We start from the raw sequence: 21111 nt of genomic DNA, 5'->3' as shown, positions 1-21111 counted from the left end.
TCGCGATGGACACCCTTGTCTTAGGCTAACGGTTGGCACTATCAACCCCCGTATCGGACTTTCACCGACGAGCAAGCGCCCATGCTGGGCGCACAAATAAGTGGCAGTTGGGATTGACCAACTGCCACTTAAACTATAGCCCTACTTAAACTAGTATTTGGAAGCTTTATTGTAAATTTTGTTTTATTCTCCTGGGATTCTACTTGAATTGATCCACCGTTTCCTTGTACCAAATCTTGCACAATATATAGACCCATTCCACTTCCTTGGTCTCCCTTAGTTGTAAAGCCCGCTTGGAACATTTTTTGCAGCACATCATCCGGTATACTGCCAGGATTAGTAATCTCGAAATAATACCAGCCTTCCTCTTCATAGACTTTAATTTTCAACCATTTTTCTTTTTGGGACTCAATTTCATATAAAGCATTATCAAGCAGATTACCAAATATTCCGACTAGTTTATCCGGGGCAATTTGCAAGTTCTCTAGGCTAGTAGTAACATCAATATCCGCCTGTAAGTAACTTAAACTTGCTATTTTAGTGCTAATTAGAACAGCAATTTCCGGCCTTTTTAAATTTACCAACTTTTCAATTTGAATTAAATCTTTAGATAATTCTTTAACATAGTTAATTACTTCCGTATTACGCTTCATCTGAGTTAATCCCATAATTACCTGCAAATGGTTAACGAAATCATGGTGCTTAGCACGGAAGGAATTTATCAGTTTTTCTGCCTCCTGATATTTAATACGCTCTTTTTCAGCTTGCATCTGCTTAGCTAATAAAGAACACAATTGATAAAACAAATAAATGCTTAACATTGTTACAATCAGCATGATTAAAATTATGATAGGGGAGTTAACTCTAAATACATTGGCTATATAGTTATAGGACAAAAATAGAAAGAGAAAAAGCTGGAGCAAGATAAAATTCGTATAAACAATTTTATATCTCATAATCTTTTCCCTCAAAAGGCTTAAAAACGTGAAAATCAAATTTCTTTGAGATAACCAACACTATAATTAACAACATATTTTCTATTTGTCCAAATAGGATGTGTAACCAAACATTGTTAATAACATATTCAAGACTAATATGGTTGATGTTAGAAATATATCCTGCAATACCAGAGCCTAACATTGTTAAACAAAAAGTGCTTAAAGTAATACCTAAGGAATAATTAAAATTTATTTTTAGAATCATTTTTATAATTAAAGTTAAGGCGATTAACAGCACTAGGGTGTGAGTTCCCAAAGAAAGTTTAAACGATACATACAATAGCCTGACGAGCCAAATTGCTAAACCGCTAATAACTACACTTAATAATAATTTTTTGGGATTTACCTTCAAATTAAATAATTGTACGCCTGTAGCAATGATTAAATAGGCTTGTACCATATAGAAAAAAAATAGGATCGAAAGATCCCCTACTAACCAATGCATAATATCACCTTGCTTATTTAGAATTTTATTTTTTCAGTTTCGCAGGAACTTCCGGTTGATATCCAAAAATTGCACAAGCCGATGCCATATTCACGAAAGCAAACAAGGTAACCATAGAAGCAAGTAAACTTATAACTATTCTTTTCATCCTAATCCCTCCTTTCTTTGGAAAGTTGCAGAATATGATCAATGTTGTCGACAAATTTATAACCCCAGGGGGTAACTGAAACCAACTGCCAAAACATTCCCAAAGTGCTGGCATAAACAAGTAAAGCAACAAACGGATTATTTGTTTTGTTGGATAATAAAAAACAGACAATTATCCAGATCATAAATAAAACCATCGAAACCGTTTTGAGAACTTTTTTTTGTAAAGTAGAATTTATAGGTTTTTGCGGGGTGTCTGCAGGCACATACTTGTAAATAACATATATACCACAGAGTACAACAAATAAAACTATATAATTTATCAAAGGATATATTGCCACATACGTGTACTTTGCACAAAAACCTATGGGAATTAAAATAAGCAAACCAATTATACTGCATCTTAATTTGGATGAGGCATGGGCTCCTCCTGAAAAAGCCCTAAAAATAGAACTTGTAAGAGCAGCCGTAATCACTGGAACAAAAATACCCAAGGCCCAGGATATTATTATTAAAAATACATAACCCATCAGCACTGAGGACAGGATTTGTAATCCATATAAAATTACTTCTTGATCTCGGCCGGATTCTTCGGCCAAATAATTAGATAATTTTTCTAAGGATAATATAGAATAATTCATTTTTTCATCCTTGTTTATTTAGTTTATTTGCAAACATTAGATAATTTTACATATAGTTCTAATTCTACAGAAAACAATTAATTCCTTCAAATGAAGGTAATTAATTGCAAATTTAAAATTAAATAGTATTAGTGTATGGCACGCTTCTTATGTTTCCCTCCCATTATGTCAAAAACATCATTAATAGTCACAAAGGCATTTTCATCTTTGTCATAAATAATTGACTTTAGTTTAGCAACCTCCAGTCTGGTAACTACAGAGTAAAGAATAGTCTTCTTGTTTTTTGAGAAACCGCCTCTTCCCTCTAAAAAAGTTACTCCCCTTCCTAAGCGAGCAGTAATAGCATCGGCAATTTCTTCACCATAATCTGAAATTATCATAGCAGCCTTCACTTCATCAAGACCTTCAATGGTAATATCGATGACCTTAAAAGCAATAAAATAAGCAATCAAAGAATACATGGCTCTATCCCAGCCGAAAATCAATCCGGCACTGCTGAGAATAAAAATATTAAAAAACATCACCGTTTCACCTACGGAAAAAGGCGTTTGCTTGTTTATCATTATGGCAACCATTTCAGTTCCGTCCAGGGAACCACCATAGCGGATAATAATTCCTACACCCATACCTAAAATCATGCCGCCAAAAACTGTTGCTAGTAAAATATCTTGCGTAAGACCCGGAATGGGAGTAAAGACTGATACCCAAAATGAAAGTGAAACTATAGAAAAAAGGGAGGAAATAACAAAGGTTTTTCCGATTTGCTTATAACCTAAAATTAGAAAAGGTAAATTTAGAATCACAATGAATAGGCCGAGGGGAAGTTTCGTTAAGTAACTGCTAATGATGGAGATACCAACTATCCCCCCATCAATAATATTGTTGGGGATAAGAAAAATTTCAAGGCCGACAGCAGCTAAAATTGAACCAATAAAAAGCAATAAATATCTTTTTATCTCTCTTAAAATATGGTGTTTTTTGGTCATAGATTACCTCCAAATTATAAATAGTCACCTTCTTAGAAATTTATTTTTTATATTATTATATTAACTTATTTAACAAGGCAAACCCATTTGTAAATTTGTACTTGGGTTATTATGCAGTTTTGTTCTCTTTTATTTTTAAAAGAGGAACCGTCAAAAGCAGACCCAATAAAAATAAGATACTGGAAATACAGTAAACTACAACTAAGGATAAATGCAGCTTCAGCCAACCGGCAAGGCTCATGGTAAATAGCATAGATCCAATAAATAGTGGATTTAAAACTCCGTTTACTCTGCCAACAAAATTTTCTTCCGTTTGGCAAAGAATTAAGGTATTAGTACCTATATGAATACACGGCATAAAAAACCCGCTTAAAAATTGAAAAAATAGCGTCAAATACCAATTAGTAGATAGTCCTACTCCTGCAACTGTTATGGTATCAGCTAACAAGCCCATAAACAGCAACTTTTGAGGAGTAACCCTTTTGGCTAAACCGGCAACTACAACGCCCCCTAAAAGCATGGCAGCTCCATTTACTGCCAAGAGCCACTGCAGGCTTTCCTTAGGTAAGTTTAAGCGCTCGACGACGATAAATATTGCCAGAGGCTGAATAATACCTACTGCTAAACCGGAAATAAAAAAGATTGTTCCGAGAAAAGAAAGCTCTTTTTTAGACCAAACATAGGAAAATCCGGCCTTAAACTCCACCCAAAATTCCCCTGCAACGTTTTTACTTTCTTCTTGATCAGAGGGGAGTAATATTAACACGCAGGCCGAAAGTAAAAATGCTGCTCCCATGATGCTAACGGCTAGATAAATGCCAAACCTTTGATAGACTAATGTTCCTAGCATAGGTCCAATAATCATAAAGGTAGCCATTAATGTTTGAAACATGGACATGACAATTTGTAATTGTTGCCCTGGTACATGGACCTTAATAAGTTTCATGGCAGATGGCTGGGAAAACTGGGAAAGTATAGCTGAAATAAAAGTAACGAAAAAGACTGATTCCCATCTACCAAAAATTATAGTTAATAAGACAAGAAAAACGGAAATGGCGCTTACCAAATCGCACCAAATCATAGTTAACTTAGGTCGCCAACGATCAGCAAATGTTCCGCCGATAAAAGAAAATAAAAAAATCGGCACAAATTCTGCAACGGAAATTAAGGATACGGCTACAGCATTGTTGTTGGTTTTTTCCATAACAAACAGAAGGATTGCAAAATTCCGCACCCAAATCCCAATTTGCAATAAAACCCCCGAAAGCATAATTACCTGTACGAAACGGTTTTTAAAAATAGTATCTAATTCTCTAGACAATAATTTTCACCCTTTTACGCTTATTCTCAACTTATAAGTAAATTTTACAATTATTTAGTAAACTTTACTACAAGCGCCTAAGCTTTTTGTACAAATTATAGCTGTATAATTCCAATTTATTACGAAAAAACTATGTTTGTCAAAGAGAAAGGGTGATTTATAACAATGATTCGTGTTCTTATCTCCCCAGGAAAATATGTTCAAGGTGCCGGAGCCTTAGGAGAAATTGAAAAGCATATTAAAAGTCTTGGAGCTAATGCCTTAATTATTTCAGACCCTTTTATGCTTAGTACTGTTGACAGTAACCTGGTGCCGAGACTAAGTAGTATTAAACATGGGGTAGAGAAATTTAATGGAGAATGTTCAAAAACAGAGATAAACCGTTTGCAGGAAGTAGCTAAAAAACAAAATGCTGATATTATTCTTGGTTTCGGAGGTGGAAAAACATTAGACACAGCAAAAGCTGTAGCTTACTATGCTAAGCTTCCGGTTGTGGTCATACCTACCATCGCCTCTACTGATGCTCCTTGCAGCGCCCTATCTGTAATTTATACTGAAACAGGAGAATTTGCAGAATATCTAATGCTGCCTAAGAACCCAGATGTAGTACTGCTGGATACAACAATTATTGCTAAAGCCCCGTCCAGATTTCTGGTAGCAGGTATGGGGGATGCTCTAGCAACTAAATTTGAAGCAGGAGCAAGTGCTAAAGCTTACCGTAGTGCTATGTCGGGGGGACTGCCGACTTTCAGTGCTTTGGCTTTAGCAGATTTATGCTACCAAACCCTTCTTGAATATGGTTTGCCTGCTTTAGAGGCCGTAGAGCACAACGCCGTAACCCCTGCTGTAGAAAAAATAGTCGAAGCCAATACACTCCTTAGCGGCTTAGGATTTGAAAGCGGCGGACTTGCTGCAGCACACGCTATTCATAATGGTTTTACAACTTTGGAACAAACTCATCACTATTATCATGGAGAAAAAGTAGCATTTTCAACTATAGTACAATTAGTACTGGAAGATCGCGCTACAGATGAAATAATGGAAGTAATTGAGTTTTGTCATTCCGTAGGGCTGCCGATTACATTAAAGGAATTAGGTATTGAGGAAGTAAAAGAAGATGAGCTAATGAAAGTAGCTGAAGTCGCTACTGTCCAAGGAGAAACAATTCATAATCTTCCTTTCCCGGTAGAAGCCAAAATGGTCTACAATGCTATTCTTGGCGCTGACGCTTTAGGGCAGCTTTTTTAATAATCTACTTAATAATTAGTTGATCCAGAGGAGCCGCTAAATTATTTTAATTTTATTCGACTCCTCTACTCTTGGACAAATAATAATCATAATTTCCGACGTAGCACTTTAATGCCTGGTTTTGGATTTTAAAAATTCTATTAGCTATTCTCTCGGTAAAGTACCTATCATGAGAGACAAAAAGCACACTTCCCAAGCCTAAGTCTTGGCCTGGGATTGGTATTAAACAGGGTAATTTTTAAGCACCTTTAGCTTTTATATAACTCAATTTTCTCATTAGACATTTTCTCTTCCCAAATCAGTCCATTCTCTTTGTAACTCTCTGTTAGGATGAGCGCCGGCTCCCAATTTAAACTTGGTGCTATTGATCGTACCTCTTAAATTTTGAGTTTTGCCAAATATAACACTTATTACTGGTTTTAGAACGGATGATAAATACCCCCATCTCTGGTTTCATCTGCAGGTATTGCTCCTTCAGTTCTTTTTTTCTGTTCATCAATTAATACCCCATCTCCTTTAATATCCTCGATAGAGTAGATAATCGTTCACCAAGAAGTTCGTCATCATCGCTGAGGGCTTGGCTAAATAATTTAATATCCTCATCAATCTTTTCATTATCAGTACACACAGCCACTGTCATGGCATCGCCCTGCAAACCTACTCTGTCTATCACCGGATTTTCTGTATTATATAAATTCTTATACCGATAAGCCTCTTGAAAATGCAGCTTCGCCCTGCAAACTAAAATTGCCAGGTCAAGTACACGGTGCAAGGGTAATTCTTCAGACTGCCTAGACCACTTTTCCCCTGTATATCTCCATACTTTGGCCGAAATTTCTACCTTACCCCGATCATTCCACTGAGCTAATCCTAAGGAAAGGCCCTTGGCATCTGTATTATAAGCGTATCTCCCATCAACATTTTCATAGTTTTCAGATACAATAACTGGTTTATGCTTTAAAGTAGTTGGTATTTTCATTACATAACCTCCAAATCACTTGCCAAATTAGTAATTTACTAAATTACTAATTATATGATACTTATTCTATAACGTTATGTCAATATGATTACCCCGCCCATATTGTCAAATACCTTGGAATTATTAAAACAAGCCGGTTGAGGTAATAACTTCAACTAACCATCCAACCGGCTTGTTTTGTGATATTCAATTAAAGCATACAATATCGCAATCCCACTATCTGCGACTCTCTGTAAATCCACCGGGAAGTACCATGTCCGTTAAATTCAATCTTCGCACGGCTCTCCAGCTTGGTATCTAATTATACTCGGTAAGATATTATTGATCGTATTGGTCCAAATAAGAATAATTTTTCCCACCTATTTTCCAACCCAGAACTGATTCTAAATTAACATTTTGAGCGGCACGAAAAATAGATTTGTCTACATCTTGATAATCCTTTTTTAGATTTTGCAGCAGCTGTTTGATTTCAAAACGTTTGCTGGCTGTTTTTTCCGCTGCCACCATACAGGCGCAGTTTAAAGGCCAAATACCATTACGATTGGTATAACTAACTATTGCGCTCTCCTCCACATAGTAAAGGGGCCGAATCAACTCTAACCCAGTAAAATTCTGCGATTTTAGCTTAGGCAGCATAGTCTTAAATCTGCCGGCAAACAAAAGATTTAACAAAGTTGTTTCAATAACATCGTCAAAATGATGACCTAAGGCTAGTTTGTTGCAGCCTAATTCCTGTGCTTTGGCATAGAGAGCACCCCTTCGCATCTTAGCACACATATAACAGGGGTAATCCTGCGCAATTTTCTCTGTAACCTTAAAAATGTGTGATTCAAATAAATGAATAGGTATGTTTAAATAGGCACAATTATCAACCAGCAATTCTTTGATACTTGGATGATAACCAGGGTCCATAGCAATAAACTCTAGAGAGAAATTGGTTTGGCCATGGCACTGTAGTTCCTGGAACAACTTGGCCAGAAGCATGCTGTCTTTACCCCCGGAAATAGCAACAGCAATCCTATCACCTTCTTCTATTAATCGGTAATCTTTTATAGCGCGAATAAACTTACTCCAAATAGTCCGTCTATATTTGGTAATAATGCTGCGTTCTATTTCCCTTAACGGTTTTCTCTCATTAAAAGGGATTAATATCTCGCAACCACTTCCTGCCAAATCCTTCATTTCCACTCACCTCTGCAATTTCTATTTGTAACTTTCTCTTAGATACCAAAGACCCTCCGCCCCAAAGGCGAAGAGTCTTTTTTTTACTCTTCGTTTTTATCTACTAAATATGATATTCAATTTCCGAGCTATTTAATGTTGCTTTATACTTAATCTTTCTATACTTGGTTAGGTCTAACCATTTATTAGCAAAATCTTCAAATTGTTCCTTATTATCCAGGTTAAGACCTTCTAATTCAGCAGTAAACCGTTGGTACTCTTCAGCTGAAGCAATTTTAATTGCGGCACCGTTAGCTTCAATCATGGGAACCCCATTGTATTTATGTCCGGCCAAATGCTCAATACTTAACAGGGAAGCTTTCCCAATGCTAGCGATCAAACCCATGCTAATATTGACAATATTAATGTTTTCAGGGTAAGTATAGGTATCCCCACTCAGAGGAGCCACATCACCAATAGCAAAAGTGGTAGGCCGTCTGGACTTTTTTACCAATTGTTGCTCAGCAAAGGCATAATAATATTCATCGAAGCAGGTTACAGGAAAAAATAGATCTTTGCTAACGAACTTAGTGGTGGTCAGTATTTCGCCTACGGTACCAGAGATAATTCCTCCCCCGCTCACATCATAACCATCGACCAGCACAAATCGGCCAGTGTTAGGATTATTTTTGAATTCGTCAAAGCTGATCTGCTCCTTGGTCTTGATGGTCACCTCGGCTACATCTCCAGCCTTAATTTCTCGGGCATCTTCAATAGCAGCCAGAGTTGATGCATCTATTACCTTGTGGATGGTTATGATCTCACATTCCACTTCCTGGGTAACCAGTTTAAACTTATATTTTTTACCTTTCACTAAAGGGGTTTTACCCATCCAAAATAGGTTGGCTTTTAAAGCGTTAGCAATGTAAGGTCCTTGCCCCACATGGGTAATTACTTCCCCTCGTTGATTAAAAAATTCATCCTCCACTGTTATGCCAACGGACATACCGGCACTAACTTTTGTTTTTTTATCTTTTTCCACCCAATTCTCAATGGTTTTGACCCGTGTCACTTTACCACCAGGATTAATAAGAATTTCATCTCCAACCTGTAAACGGCCTGTTTCAATTCTCCCGGCAATAATCCGGCGCTGGTCAAATTTATAAACATCTTGAATGGGAAAGCGCAGGGGTTTATCCTCTAAACCCCTATCCTTCTCAATAAGGTCAATAGCCTTTAGGATAGGTTCCCCTTGATACCAAGGCATTTTTTCCGAAATTTGGGTTATATTTTCTCCATGAAAAGCGGAAATGGGAATGTATTTTAAGGGATAAACATGGAGATTATTCAGAAACTCATTCATTTGAAACTTAATCTCATTAAATTTTTCCTCAGAATAATCGATTAAATCCATCTTATTGACGATCACATAGACCTTTTGTATACCCAAGAGAGAAAGGATGTAGCCATGTCTTTTGGACTGCTCCTGGATACCTTCTTGTGCATCAATAATTAGCAAAGCAGCTTCAGCATTGGCGGCACCGGAAATCATGTTTTTTAGAAATTGCTTATGTCCTGGAGCATCAATAATTACGTATTCTCTTTTTTCCGTAAAAAACTGAAGCTGAGTGGTATCAATGGTAATTCCTTGTTTTTGTTCTTCCTCAAAGGCATCCAATAAGTATGCATATTCAAAGGGCTTTCCTTTTTCCTTGCAAATGCGTTTTACTCTCTCGATGGCCCCTTCAGGAAGGGACTTGGTATCATAAAGCAGCCTACCGATTAAGGTAGATTTGCCATGATCAACATGACCGACCACTACAATTTTTAATATTTCTCTTTCAATTGCCACCCTATTTTCCTCCTTACATATACCCGTCTTTGCGGAGTTTCTGCATGGCGTAAGCATCTTCCTGATCCTGGGCTCTGCCTGCCCTTTCGCTAACGGTGGTATGTTTTAATTCTTCAATAATTTCCTCAACGGTAGTGGCATTAGAATTAATTTTGCCTGTGCAAGGAGCACAGCCCAAGCTCCGGTAGCGTTTACCATCTTTAGCAAAATACAAATCTACCAAGGGAATCTTCTCCCTACCTATATAAGACCAAACATCAATCTCGTTCCAGTGCAAAATGGGATGAACCCGAATATGGTTTCCCTTAGGAAAATCCGTTTTAAACTGGTCCCATAATTCTGGAGGTTGATTGGTATAATCCCATTCCGAATCTTTATTCCGTTCGCTGAAAACCCTTTCTTTAGAACGGGACCCTTCTTCATCCCTTCTAATACCGAGAATGAGTCCTTCAAATTCATATTTAGTTACCACTTGCTGCAGTCCATCGGTTTTCAAAGCCTTGCAGCAAACAAGTCGGCCCTTGTCCGGACCCATACCTGCTTTTAAAGCTTCTTCGTTGCTGTGGACAATGAGATCCAAATTATATTGTTGAGCAATCCGGTCCCGATAAGCAATCATTTCGGGAATTTTATAGGTCGTATCCACATGGATTAATGAGAAAGGGCAATGGCCAAAGAAGGCTTTTTGCGCCAGCCAGAGCAAGACTGTAGAGTCCTTCCCAATAGACCAGAGCATTCCCAGTTTACCAAATTTTTTATAAGCCTCGCGTAAAATAAAAATGCTTTGCGCTTCTAATCTATCTAAATGATCCATAATTGGCCTCCTAATATTGATTAGATTCCTGGCGGTTGATTGTAATAACTTCTTCCCGGCCATCAGGTTTAACAAAAACCCAATGCAAATAATTGCCTTCCTGCCTTGTATAAAGGGTGGTTCCTTTACCCCCAATATCTGCTCCTAAGTAATAACCAATGGCCCCAAAAGAACATTCTTTCAAGCAAGAGGTACAACCCCAGCAGTCTTGGGGACAGCGTATCTTGGTTTTCCCCATCCCATCTGCCTGAAGTAAGTTACCAGGACAAACCTGGCGGCAGTGACCACACCCCGTACATTTTTTTTGATCAATCCTGATGCTCATAGGCCTCATCCTTTTTAACTAAGTTTCGATAAATTATCTCTATTGCCTCCCCCGTATAACGGGAGTTGATATATTTCAACCAGTTCGCATCGTCCTTATGGGGATAATCCAGGTTTTCCTGGAAGGAGCGCCAGCGAGTTTCTTTTCTGGCCCGAAGATGTTTTATCAGTACCCGGCATACCCAAAGTCTGTCCAGTAATTCATAAATGTGAAGTAATTCTAAAGGATCAGCTGCTTTCAATGTTTTTACCAGATTCAAAAGCTCTTCAATCTCTTTTTCTGCCTGTGCCAACTTGTAGTTGTTGTATGCATAGCCGGTGGCAATGCCTCCGGCATACTCGTCCATGACTTTCTGCATTGCTTCTTCCAACTCTTCGACACTATAAAGTCCCGGAGCTGAACCTAGATAGGACTGTACCTCCCATAGTTTCTGAACTACTTCACTCTCTTTCAAATCTTCGTGCTCCCGATTTTGGATGAAGTCTAAAGCCCCTAGAGCAGCAATTTCGCCCTCCCCAAGGCAACCAGTCACATATTTCTGTGGACTGCCTCCGGCTACATCACCTGCTGCATAAAGTCCTTCCAAAGTAGTAGCCCTACGGGTATCCACCCAGTACCCGCTAGCCGTATGTCCACCAACAATATAGGGCTCAGTTCCCGTAATCTCCACATTAGCTGTACTGGGACCATGGCCTTCTTCCATCCATTTAAGGGTTTGGGCAGGAGCCATGTTCAAATAAGCTTTATATAATTCCTTTTGCTCTTCTTCAGAGATACCAGCCGTCTTTAGATAACAAGGTCCTTTTCCCCGTCTGTTTTCTTCTACCGTGGCATAAAGGCGCAGATGGGTTTTAGGAAAACCGTATTTAAAATCAAATTCCTCGCCTTCACTATTCACCTGTTTGGCCCCAATCCCCTGGGCAATGGTACCTGTGGGGGCGATAGTGTCTTTACAGCGTAAAGCAATAAACCGCATCTCAAAGGTGGTCATTTCGGCTCCGGCCCTAATTCCCATAGCATACCCCGCTCCAGTATTAAAAGGAGAATACCACATTTTATGTCGGGAAAAACCAGGGTTATTAGGTCTGTATAAGCCTGCGGCCCCTCCGGTTGCACAGATAACAGCTTTAGCTTGAATGACATAAAAGTTGCTGTCTTCTAAAGAAAAACCATAGGCACCAATAATGCGGTTACCTTGCTTGATATAATCTATAATATTAATGCGGTTCAGAACTTGAATGGTCGGGTGTTGAGCAACCCCATGAGCCAAAATAGGTTTGATATTCTCACCGTTAATTTTGATATTACGTTTACCCCTAGTTACGTATTCACCATTTTCATCTTTTAAAATGACTAATCCCAACGCTTCCAGCTTTTGTGTGACACTATTCAGCCTGGCAGCTAAGGTATAGACCAGATCTTCCCTTACCAGTCCCTCTGCATCTTTAACCACATAATCCAAATAATCTTCCGGTGTCTGCCCTTTAACGATATAAGCATTGAGGGCATTAACCCCTGCTGCCAGGCAGCCGCTTCGTTTAATGTGGGCCTTTTCAGCAATAATAACGCGAACTGAGGAATTCTCTGCAATAGTCAAAGCTGCAAAACAACCAGCTGTACCACCGCCAATAATGAGTATGTCAGTCTGCAGCTGTTTTATTTGTATGTCCATATTGATCACACAACTTTCTCCAAAGCTTGCTGAAAGTCTTCAATAATGTCTTCAATATCTTCCAATCCTACACTAATTCGAATGAGGTCTTCATAGACACCCATTTTTTCCTTTTCCTCACTGCTATTAGTTGCATAGATAGTTGAAGCAGGATGGATGGTAAGAGTTCTTGTATCACCAATATTGACAAGATTAGAAGCATATTTCAAGCTATTAATCACCTTGAAAGCCTTTTCTTTAGTACCTACTCGGATGGTTAAAATTCCACCAAATTTATTGTTGAATTGTTCCTTCGCTAATAAATGATCGGCATTTTCCTCAAGTCCGGGATAGTTTACTTTGACAACCTTACTATTTTCCTTAAGACTAACTGCCAGCTTCTGGGCATTGTCACAAAGCCTATCCATCCTTAGTCCCAAGGTTTCCAATCCGATACTAGTTAGGTAGGCATTAAAAGGGGCCATGCAAGCACCAAAATCTTTAAAGAGTCCTTTTCTTAACTTGGCCAAATAAACAAATGGTCCAAATCTTTTGTAGGCCTTTAGAGAAGTAAATTTATCGTAATTCCATTTGAATTTGCCACTGTCCACAATAATACCGCCAATAGAATTGCCACTCCCATTAATATATTTGGATGTGGAATGGACAACAATATCCGCCCCCAAAGTAAAGGGTTTTACCAGGTAAGGTGTTGTGGATGTATTATCCACAATCAATGGGATTCCCTCTTGGTGGGCCAACTCAGCAATTTGCCGGATGTCAGGAACATCAAGCTTGGGGTTACCGATAGTTTCAAGGAAAATCAGTCTGGTCTTTTCATTGATGCATTCTCTAAAACTTGCAATACTGTTGTCCTTAGCATATTGGGTTTTTACTCCGAATTCCTCTAAGCACGCAAAGAGGGAGAAAGTTCCTCCAAAGATACCGCTGCCAGAAACAACCTCATCTCCGCTTTTAAGTATGTTCATTAAAGCCAAGGTAACAGCTGCCATTCCAGAGGCACAGGCTACAGCCCCGATGCCCCCCTCCAGATGGGCGATACGTCGTTCAAAAGCTTCAATTGTCGGATTGTTAATGCGGGTATAAACGAAACCTGGTTCGCTACCCTTAAATATATTTTCCAGTTCTTCAGCACTTTGATGTTCAAAGGATGATGACTGATAAATAGGTGTGGTAGTAGCACCTGTTTTCTCATCGGCGGCAAAATTCCCATGTAAAAGGGCTGTATTAAATCTCATGCCAATCCACCCTTTTCAACGAAAATAGTAAAGGTTTTGTCTTCATTATTGACCACCTGCAAAACCTTATGGCCTTCATCCTTAAGGCTGCGGGGGACATTCTGGATTGGTTCCCCCTCATTCATTCTGATTTCTAGAACCTGGCCATCCTCTAACTCTTCCATAGCAACTTTAGCCTTAACAAAAGTCAACGGACAGACAACATCGGTGATATCAATAGAATTCTTTACCTTCTTTGTGCTCATTTCAGCACCTCTTTCAATTCATCTTCCAGCAAGTTCCAACCAACTCTATCTAAGGTATTTCTAAATCTTTCACTGGGCTTAGCATATTTTTCGAAGAACTTCAAGGTCGTTTCAATAACTTTATGAAGTGTCTCCTTGCCGAAGATAATGGGGAGCAGCTGTTTTCCAATGGCAATCCTGTTGCCAAACAAACCACCAAAGTAAAGAATAAAACCTCTTTCCCCTTCCCAGGCATCTACAGGACATGACTTGACGCATCTTCCACAATAATTGCAAAGCTTGTTATCAAAATGTAATTGTTTTTCTTCTTTGTCTATTTTAATAGCCTTGGCAGGGCAAACTACTTCGCAGAGACCGCAAAAGCTGCATTTATCTTCAACCCACTCCGGCTTAAGGCCACCCTTAACTCCCAGGTCATTCTCTTCAGCCTTAAGACAGTTATTTCGACAGCCTGTAATCCCCAGCTTAAACTTATGGGGAAGCTCCCTTGCATAATACTTTTGATCAAATTCTTCAGCCAATTCAGTCGTATTAATCAGCCCGCCAGAACAAATGGCACATCCCTGACAAGCAGTGATAGTTCTCACTCTTGGACCGCAGGCCCCAGGCTGTAAACCAGTTTTCGCCAGTTCTTGTTTAACAGTATCAATATCCTTTAACTTTATATAAGGAATCTCTAGGCTTTGTCTAGCGGTCATATGGATATACCCCTGACCATATTTTTCAGCGATTTCAGATACCTTTTGCAAGTGTTTAGCCAACAACCGGCCACCCACAACTCTTAATCTTAAGGAAAAACAATCTTTTTGGACTTGTTTCATGAAACCGCCTTTTTTAAGTTCTTTGTAATCCACTTGGTCCATTTTTATTCCTCCTCTATAATTTGGACTTCCTCCTGCCAAACTTTACTGCCCTGGATTCTAAAGCTTTTAAGTACTTCCTGTTCTCGATCCAGCAAAGATAAAATTAGATAACTGGCTTCCCCATCAAAAGCTAAACGTTTATCCTCCTCAGATGGCCTAGCCGGCGACTCAGGATGGCTGTGGAAGTTGCCTAACAGTACCCAACCATTTTTCCTCATATCCTTTACTGCAGCAAACTGCTCTTTGGGATCCATAGAAAAGTGTTCGGGACTATGATCAATATTCGTAAGTAAATAAACTTTCTCAACAGTTTTTTTATCCATCTCTACTTTGCCTGCAAGTAAGCCACATGCTTCATTGGGCAATGCTCCCAACCCATGATCTAAAATTTCCTGATATTGCCCTTTAGTTAGGATAATCAATCTCTCACCTTCTTTAGCTCGCAAACCGCTTGCTCATAATCGATTAGTTCCTTAATTGTAGGATTTTCCCCACAAATCTGGCAGTTCTTATTAATGGCAAGTTTTATCTTTCTAAAATCCATGTCTAAAGCATCGTAAAATAAAAGTTGGCCTGTCAGCAATTCTCCTACACCCAGGATATACTTTATAGCTTCCGTCGCCTGGATAGTACCGATAATGCCTCCCATTACACCCAAAACTCCTGCCTGCTTACAAGTAGGTACGGCATCAGGAGGAGGAGGATTTTTAAAAACACAGCGATAACATGGTCCCTGACCTGGAACATAAGTCATGGTCTGTCCCGCAAATCGAATAATTCCTGCATGGGAAAAGGGTTTCTGGTTTAGGACGCAGGCATCATTGATGAGAAATTTAGCCGGAAAGTTATCAGTTCCATCAATGATAAAGTCATAGTCTTTGTCTTTAATAATATCCGTGATGTTGCTGGCACTAACCCATACTTGATATGTTACAACATCAACATCAGGATTCAGCTCATTAATTGTTTCTTTTCCGGAAATTATTTTGGGCTTTCCAATGTCTTTTGTTTGATGAATAATCTGCCGTTGCAAATTGGATAACTCTACAGCATCAAAGTCAACCAAGCCAATAGTTCCGATTCCTGCAGCTGCCAGAAACATGGCTGCCGGAGCACCCAAGCCACCAGTTCCGATTATAAGTACTTTCGAATCCAAAAGCTTCTTTTGCCCTTTTGGTCCGACTTCACTTAAAATAATATGTCTGGAATATCTCTCCAATTGGTCATTGGTGAATGTCATAAGCTCCGCCTCCCATGAAGTAGAGAAACTCAACAATATCGCTTTCCCGTACGGTTATTTTTTCGAAGTCCTCTCGGTCAATAAACACATCATTAATCTGGACTGTGACATATTGCTTCATTTCAACATTCAAAGTTTCCAGCATTTCGGCCACAGTAATTTCCTTTTCCAAAAAAGTGTCTTTTCCATTAACACTAATTTTCATCATCTTTCCTCCTGACATAATCAACTTCTGTCTAAACCCCAGCGATACCTGATATTTGTTTCAATTCTTTCAAAAATAAGCTTATCAATTAGTAACCCGAGCACAATAATCACAACCATGACTGCCATTACCTGGCTGATATCTGCCAAATCCCGACCTACCATTAGCACCTGGCCCAAACCTTTGGTGGCTGATAGCATTTCCCCAGCCATTAAAGCCCGCCATGCAAAAGACCATCCTTGTTTTAGACCGGAGATAACACTGGGCAGGCTAGCGGGAATAATGACATTCCAATAAGCCTTGAACCCACTGGCTCCCATAGTCTTCGCTGCTCTTAAATAAAGAGGGTTGACATTTTTTATTCCCGATTCTACGGCCATGGAAATGGCAAAGGTTGAACCGACGGTTATAACAAAGATAATGGCACTCTCATTTAGCCCATACCATAAGATGGCAAAGGGAAGCCAACAAATGCTTGGTAAAGTCTGTAAGCCTAGAATAAGGGCACTAAGATTCTCAGCAAGGTACTTAAACCTGACAATGACAAGTCCTATCGATACACCAATGAGAACAGAAATGGTATAACCTAGCAGAATCCTTTTAACGCTGGCCAATACGGCAACTCCTAAAGTATTATCAGCTATTAGTCTAATGAGAGTGTCAATTACGGAAAATGGAGATGGAAATATATACGGTTTCCAAATTCCTAACCAATCCACTCCAATTCTATAGACCAGCTCCCAAATTATTATCAATATTATGTAAAACAACATCTTTTTGCAGATTCCAGTCGCTGTCAAATTCAGCCTTTGCAACCTTTTCCACCTCCGCCTTCAGTTCTTTCATCACATCAGCCACAACATAGGCCAAATCCAAATTTTCTATTTGTCTAGGGCGAGCAAGCTGGATCGGAAATTCCTTTTTCACCCGTCCCGGATTAGCAGACATTACAACAACTCTATCTGCCAGCATTACAGCTTCTTCAACGTTATGGGTTATAAAAATAATGGTTTTCTCCGTTTCCATCCATATTTGCTGGAGCTCCACTTGCAAAATGTTCTTTGTCTGGCTGTCTAAAGCAGCAAAGGGTTCATCCATCAAAAGTACTCTTGAGTCCAAGGTTAAAGCCCTGGCTAAAGCTACCCGCTGCTTCATTCCTCCGGAAAGCTCATGGACAAAAGAATTTTGAAACTTTGTCAAGTGCACCATTTTCAAATACTTTAAAGCTTTTGCCCTCATTTCTGCCTTTGGAATCCCCGCCATTTTCATGCCAAACTCAACATTATCGATTACATTCAGCCAGGGAAACAGTGCTGACTCTTGAAACATAACGGCTCGATCCGGACCAGCTCCCTTAACTTCTTTGCCATCTAACAAAACAAGGCCCTCCGACGCTTTTTCCAGTCCCGCAATAATATTCAAAAGAGTTGATTTACCACAACCAGAAGGACCAACGATACATAAAAATTCCCCCCTCTTAACTTCAAGGTTGATGTTATCCAAGGTATGGGTCTGACTATGTTTAGAAATAAACCGTTTACTTACATGTTCAATTTTAATGCCCACCACTTAGCCCCCCTTAACAGCTTATATTAAATTATTATTACTTTTATTATCTGTTTACTAGGAATTGTATTTTAAAAAAACCGGACCCTATAATGAGGAAAGCTATCTAATTTCCTGTAGTCCTTTTTCCTTTAAAACTTTGTTTAAAATTTCTAGATTAAACAGATCTTTTAGCTCAGGCTTTTCTTTGACAAAACCAGCAGCAAAGGACAAATTGGCAAAGTCATAAACAGATTCGGCTTCAGGATTATTGGTAACGGTTAAACGATTAAAAGCCTGATCTAGTACTTCTTGAGCTAGGGGTTTCTGAGTTAATTCATCGATCTGGGCATTCACTGCCACTTTAGCCTTTTCAGGATTTTTGTTGATATACTCAGTCAATTCCACATGGGTTTTTAAGAATTTTTCCACAAGATCAGGATGTTGTTTAATAAAATCTTTTCTAGCAATAACCACCGCTGTTGTATATTTACCATTGCGCCAAACTTGATTATAATCCAATACTACATTAGCGCCCACTTCTTTAATTAAGCGAGTCCCCCATGGTTCCGGCACCAGAGCAGCATCAATTTCTCCTCGATCTAGTAGGGTTTTAATGTCGGGATTTTCAGCCTGCCTGATTTCTACCGTTCCCCCTTTAGTTATATCTTGTAACCCGTTTTGCTGCAGTAGATTTCTCAACGATAGATCCTGGGTATTGCCAAATTGGGGTACAGCTATTTTTTTACCGCTCAACTCTTTAATATTTTTAATCACTAAATCTTTCCGAGATACTAAAATTGCACCCCCATCAGTAGCCCCAGCAATAATTTGCAAGTCTCCCTTAGACTTAACGTAGCCATTGATAGCAGGTCCCGGTCCTATATATCCAATATCAACTTCCCCTGCAAAAAGTGCTTCAATCTCAGCCGGCCCCGCGTTAAAGGCCTTCCATTCAATGGTGGCTGAGTTACCAAAAGCCTGCTGAAACTTTCCTTCTGCCTTACCTACTAGGGCCTGGGAATGGGTAATATTTGGAAAAAAAGCAGTTCTGACTTTAATCGGTTGATTAGCTTTGCTTTCTTTGCCTTGAGATGCGCATCCCACTGCCAAACCTCCAGCTAAAGCCAAGGTTAAAGCAATCCCAATTATTCTTCCGTAATTTTTCACTTCCCTCTCTCCTCCCGTAATGTTTAGCATTCCTATAGGTTTTATTCTTATAAAGTTATTATACGGGATACATTATTGTCTAGCAAGAGAAATATTTTATTATTCCTATCTGTTTTATGTGTTTTGTTTTGCGAATTAACAGAATGCGCAACAACCTGCAATAGGTGTTGCGCATTTGGCTTTAATGTTCACATAATCCCCAGGGTATACTACTTAATACCCTCAAGCATTAATTAACACACCAGGTAAAAGTTCTTTTTGGACAGGTTCTGCTTGGAAAAACTATTGTAAAGATAGTGCCTTTCCCTTCTTTACTCGTAACAGAAATTTTACCTTGATGGGCATCTATAATGTTCTTTACGATAGAAAGCCCGATACCTGTTCCCCCACTTTCTCTGTTCCTGGATTTATCCGCCCGGTAAAACCTTTCGAAAATAAAGGGCAAATCTTCCTCAGAGATACCCTGACCCGTATCGCTAATGCTTAGTTCAACGCCATCTCTAACTTTGCGCGTTTTTACTTCAATTTTCCCCCCAGCAGCATAACGTATGGCATTATTTACTAAATTAATTAGCACCTGCTCTAACCTAAAGCGGTCAGCTAAAAGGGAAGCTGCGTCGGGTCCGATTTCCACCTGAAAATCTATTCCATTTTGATTAAATGATGTTTGGAATCTGGCTTTTAGCTGGGCAAATACTTGGACAAGATCAATCCATTCTTTTTCTAATAAAATAGCACCTGATTGCAGCCGTGACAATTCAAGAAGGTCCTCAACCAACCATTTTAACCTATTAGCTTCCTCCAGAATTATTTTAAGAAAACTATTCCTTTGGTCTGGGGATTCGGCAACGCCATCAATGATAGCTTCAGAATAACCCCGGATCAGGCTGATGGGTGTTCTTAGTTCATGGGAGACATTGGCGACAAATTCACGGCGCATTTCTTCTAGTTTTCGTTCTCTCGTTACATCCTGGAGCACCGTTACTACCCCAATTAGGTTTTTACTGGTTTCATCAAATAAAGGAGAGAGCTTGGCAGAAAGGATTTTCCCCTGAACATTTATTTCACCTTGTGTTAGATTTCCAGTTTCCATAGTACGCTGATATAACTTGTAGAGCTGATTTAGATAAATGCAATGTTCTAGAACCTTATTTCTTTCGATTTCAGCACAACCGACAAGTAGGTGTTTAGCCTGGGGGTTAAAAAGAACTATCTTCCCCTTAGTGTCAAAGGTTATTACACCGTCGGACATACCGATAAGAATATTTTCGATTTTTTCTTTTTCATAAGATAATTCGGAAATGTTTTTCTTTAACTGCTCTGAGAGAAAATTTAATGATGCACCTAACGCTCCTACCTCATCCCTACTTTTCACCGTAACTCGTTGGCTATAATCACCTTTGGCCAGGCTTAAGGCGACTTGATTCATTCTAATCAGAGGTCTTGATAAGGTACGGGAAAGAAAAAAAGCCAAGATAGATGTTAAAATAACAGCTATTAGTAAACCCCAGTAAATAATGCCACGAAAAGTATTTAACGCTGCTGATAAAGGAGCGATAGGGGTATAGATCAGCAAAGCTTCCTCAACTTTATTATTCTTCATAATTGGGAGCCCAACGGATAACATTTGGTTATCGAAGGTATGATGATACCCTCTCTTTGCTACTATTTCCCCATGAAAGATTTGCGTCAGTTCCGTCTCCTCAAAAAGGGAGCCCGGAGACAGATGCCTCATCTGGTTGCAGATCTGGACGATTCCTTTTTCGTTTAAAATAATTATGTGGGCTTTGATAATGCGGGAAATATGATCAATCTCCTTGGTCTTTTGAAACTCAACAGGGTCTTCGGCATACAAGCTAATAACCTCTTGGCCCTGGCTAATAAGGTTGCTGGCTATTTGAGTATAATAGTAATTCCCCACAGCCTGAAATAAACCAAGACCCAAGACAATGAACACTACAATGATTAACAGCACTATAGTTATCCATAACTTAGCAACAATGCTTCTGGTCATTG

At 39.2% G+C, this 21111-nt stretch carries 23 protein-coding genes; 1 reads left to right on the top strand and 22 read right to left on the bottom strand.

Annotation, left to right across the window (positions count from 1 at the left end):
• Positions 1–128 precede the first annotated feature (128 nt).
• The 6 genes from RDV78_07165 to RDV78_07140 form a co-directional block, all read right to left on the bottom strand.
• Positions 129–956, bottom strand: a complete 828-nt coding sequence (locus tag RDV78_07165; protein MDS1030262.1) for a Spo0B domain-containing protein — start codon at positions 954–956, stop codon at positions 129–131.
• Positions 946–1443 (bottom strand): hypothetical protein, encoded by a 498-nt coding sequence (locus tag RDV78_07160; protein MDS1030261.1) that lies wholly within the window; start codon positions 1441–1443, stop codon positions 946–948. The genes RDV78_07165 and RDV78_07160 overlap by 11 nt, the downstream gene beginning before the upstream one ends.
• A gap of 25 nt (positions 1444–1468) precedes the next feature.
• Entirely contained in the window at positions 1469–1591 is a 123-nt protein-coding gene (locus tag RDV78_07155) for a cyclic lactone autoinducer peptide (GenBank protein ID MDS1030260.1), read from the bottom strand.
• 1 nt (position 1592) lies between these two features.
• Positions 1593–2231 (bottom strand): accessory gene regulator B family protein, encoded by a 639-nt coding sequence (locus RDV78_07150; GenBank protein MDS1030259.1) that lies wholly within the window; start codon positions 2229–2231, stop codon positions 1593–1595.
• A gap of 128 nt (positions 2232–2359) precedes the next feature.
• The gene (locus RDV78_07145; GenBank protein MDS1030258.1) at positions 2360–3217 is read right to left on the bottom strand and encodes a YitT family protein; all 858 of its coding nucleotides are present in this window, start codon (positions 3215–3217) and stop codon (positions 2360–2362) included.
• A 109-nt stretch (positions 3218–3326) separates the two neighbouring features.
• Positions 3327–4538: an MFS transporter gene (locus RDV78_07140; GenBank protein MDS1030257.1), complete on the bottom strand. Its 1212-nt coding sequence runs from the start codon at positions 4536–4538 to the stop codon at positions 3327–3329.
• A 165-nt stretch (positions 4539–4703) separates the two neighbouring features.
• Here RDV78_07140 and RDV78_07135 point away from each other — a divergent pair, with 165 nt between their 5' ends.
• On the top strand, positions 4704–5786 hold the full coding sequence (locus RDV78_07135) for a glycerol dehydrogenase (protein ID MDS1030256.1): 1083 nt from the start codon (positions 4704–4706) through the stop codon (positions 5784–5786).
• A gap of 499 nt (positions 5787–6285) precedes the next feature.
• On the opposite strand, the gene RDV78_07130 is transcribed toward RDV78_07135, so the two are convergent.
• The 16 genes from RDV78_07130 to RDV78_07055 all read right to left on the bottom strand — a co-directional run bounded on the left by RDV78_07130 (position 6286) and on the right by RDV78_07055 (position 21109).
• Positions 6286–6765, bottom strand: a complete 480-nt coding sequence (locus RDV78_07130; GenBank protein ID MDS1030255.1) for a DUF6530 family protein — start codon at positions 6763–6765, stop codon at positions 6286–6288.
• A 318-nt stretch (positions 6766–7083) separates the two neighbouring features.
• Positions 7084–7947 (bottom strand): ATP-binding protein, encoded by an 864-nt coding sequence (locus RDV78_07125; GenBank protein ID MDS1030254.1) that lies wholly within the window; start codon positions 7945–7947, stop codon positions 7084–7086.
• A 103-nt stretch (positions 7948–8050) separates the two neighbouring features.
• The gene (locus RDV78_07120; protein MDS1030253.1) at positions 8051–9778 is read right to left on the bottom strand and encodes a GTP-binding protein; all 1728 of its coding nucleotides are present in this window, start codon (positions 9776–9778) and stop codon (positions 8051–8053) included.
• A gap of 13 nt (positions 9779–9791) precedes the next feature.
• Positions 9792–10592 (bottom strand): sulfate adenylyltransferase subunit CysD, encoded by an 801-nt coding sequence (gene cysD / locus RDV78_07115; GenBank protein ID MDS1030252.1) that lies wholly within the window; start codon positions 10590–10592, stop codon positions 9792–9794.
• A 10-nt stretch (positions 10593–10602) separates the two neighbouring features.
• Entirely contained in the window at positions 10603–10917 is a 315-nt protein-coding gene (locus RDV78_07110; protein ID MDS1030251.1) for a ferredoxin family protein, read from the bottom strand.
• On the bottom strand, positions 10901–12589 hold the full coding sequence (locus RDV78_07105) for an adenylyl-sulfate reductase subunit alpha (protein ID MDS1030250.1): 1689 nt from the start codon (positions 12587–12589) through the stop codon (positions 10901–10903). Before RDV78_07105 ends, RDV78_07110 begins: the two co-directional genes overlap by 17 nt.
• A 5-nt stretch (positions 12590–12594) precedes the next feature.
• Positions 12595–13827 (bottom strand): O-acetylhomoserine aminocarboxypropyltransferase/cysteine synthase family protein, encoded by a 1233-nt coding sequence (locus RDV78_07100; GenBank protein MDS1030249.1) that lies wholly within the window; start codon positions 13825–13827, stop codon positions 12595–12597.
• Positions 13824–14072, bottom strand: coding sequence for a sulfurtransferase TusA family protein (locus RDV78_07095; protein MDS1030248.1), 249 nt, complete (start codon positions 14070–14072; stop codon positions 13824–13826). The genes RDV78_07100 and RDV78_07095 overlap by 4 nt, the downstream gene beginning before the upstream one ends.
• Positions 14069–14935 carry a 4Fe-4S binding protein gene (locus tag RDV78_07090; protein MDS1030247.1) on the bottom strand — a complete coding sequence of 289 codons (867 nt, stop codon included), beginning with the start codon at positions 14933–14935 and terminating at the stop codon, positions 14069–14071. Before RDV78_07090 ends, RDV78_07095 begins: the two co-directional genes overlap by 4 nt.
• Positions 14936–14937: 2 nt before the next feature.
• Positions 14938–15357: a M67 family metallopeptidase gene (locus RDV78_07085; protein MDS1030246.1), complete on the bottom strand. Its 420-nt coding sequence runs from the start codon at positions 15355–15357 to the stop codon at positions 14938–14940.
• Positions 15354–16175, bottom strand: a complete 822-nt coding sequence (gene moeB / locus RDV78_07080; protein MDS1030245.1) for a molybdopterin-synthase adenylyltransferase MoeB — start codon at positions 16173–16175, stop codon at positions 15354–15356. The genes RDV78_07085 and moeB overlap by 4 nt, the downstream gene beginning before the upstream one ends.
• Positions 16159–16380 (bottom strand): sulfur carrier protein ThiS, encoded by a 222-nt coding sequence (gene thiS / locus RDV78_07075; GenBank protein ID MDS1030244.1) that lies wholly within the window; start codon positions 16378–16380, stop codon positions 16159–16161. The genes moeB and thiS overlap by 17 nt, the downstream gene beginning before the upstream one ends.
• 20 nt (positions 16381–16400) lie before the next feature.
• The gene (locus RDV78_07070; protein ID MDS1030243.1) at positions 16401–17153 is read right to left on the bottom strand and encodes an ABC transporter permease; all 753 of its coding nucleotides are present in this window, start codon (positions 17151–17153) and stop codon (positions 16401–16403) included.
• Complete coding sequence (locus RDV78_07065; GenBank protein MDS1030242.1) at positions 17107–17946, bottom strand: ABC transporter ATP-binding protein; 840 nt, start codon at positions 17944–17946, stop codon at positions 17107–17109. Before RDV78_07065 ends, RDV78_07070 begins: the two co-directional genes overlap by 47 nt.
• 102 nt (positions 17947–18048) lie before the next feature.
• A complete protein-coding gene (locus RDV78_07060; GenBank protein MDS1030241.1) occupies positions 18049–19125 on the bottom strand; it encodes an aliphatic sulfonate ABC transporter substrate-binding protein in 1077 nt (358 codons plus the stop codon).
• Positions 19126–19324: 199 nt separating this feature from the next.
• A complete protein-coding gene (locus RDV78_07055) occupies positions 19325–21109 on the bottom strand; it encodes an ATP-binding protein (GenBank protein MDS1030240.1) in 1785 nt (594 codons plus the stop codon).
• Between the last annotated feature and the right edge of the window lie 2 nt (positions 21110–21111).

It is taken from the genome of Bacillota bacterium LX-D (genome assembly GCA_031628995.1).
In the GTDB taxonomy this organism is placed as follows: domain Bacteria; phylum Bacillota; class DUOV01; order DUOV01; family Zhaonellaceae; genus JAVLUO01.
The sequence above is the reverse complement of the archived record's forward strand: the minus strand, read 5'-3'. Positions and strand labels throughout refer to the sequence as shown.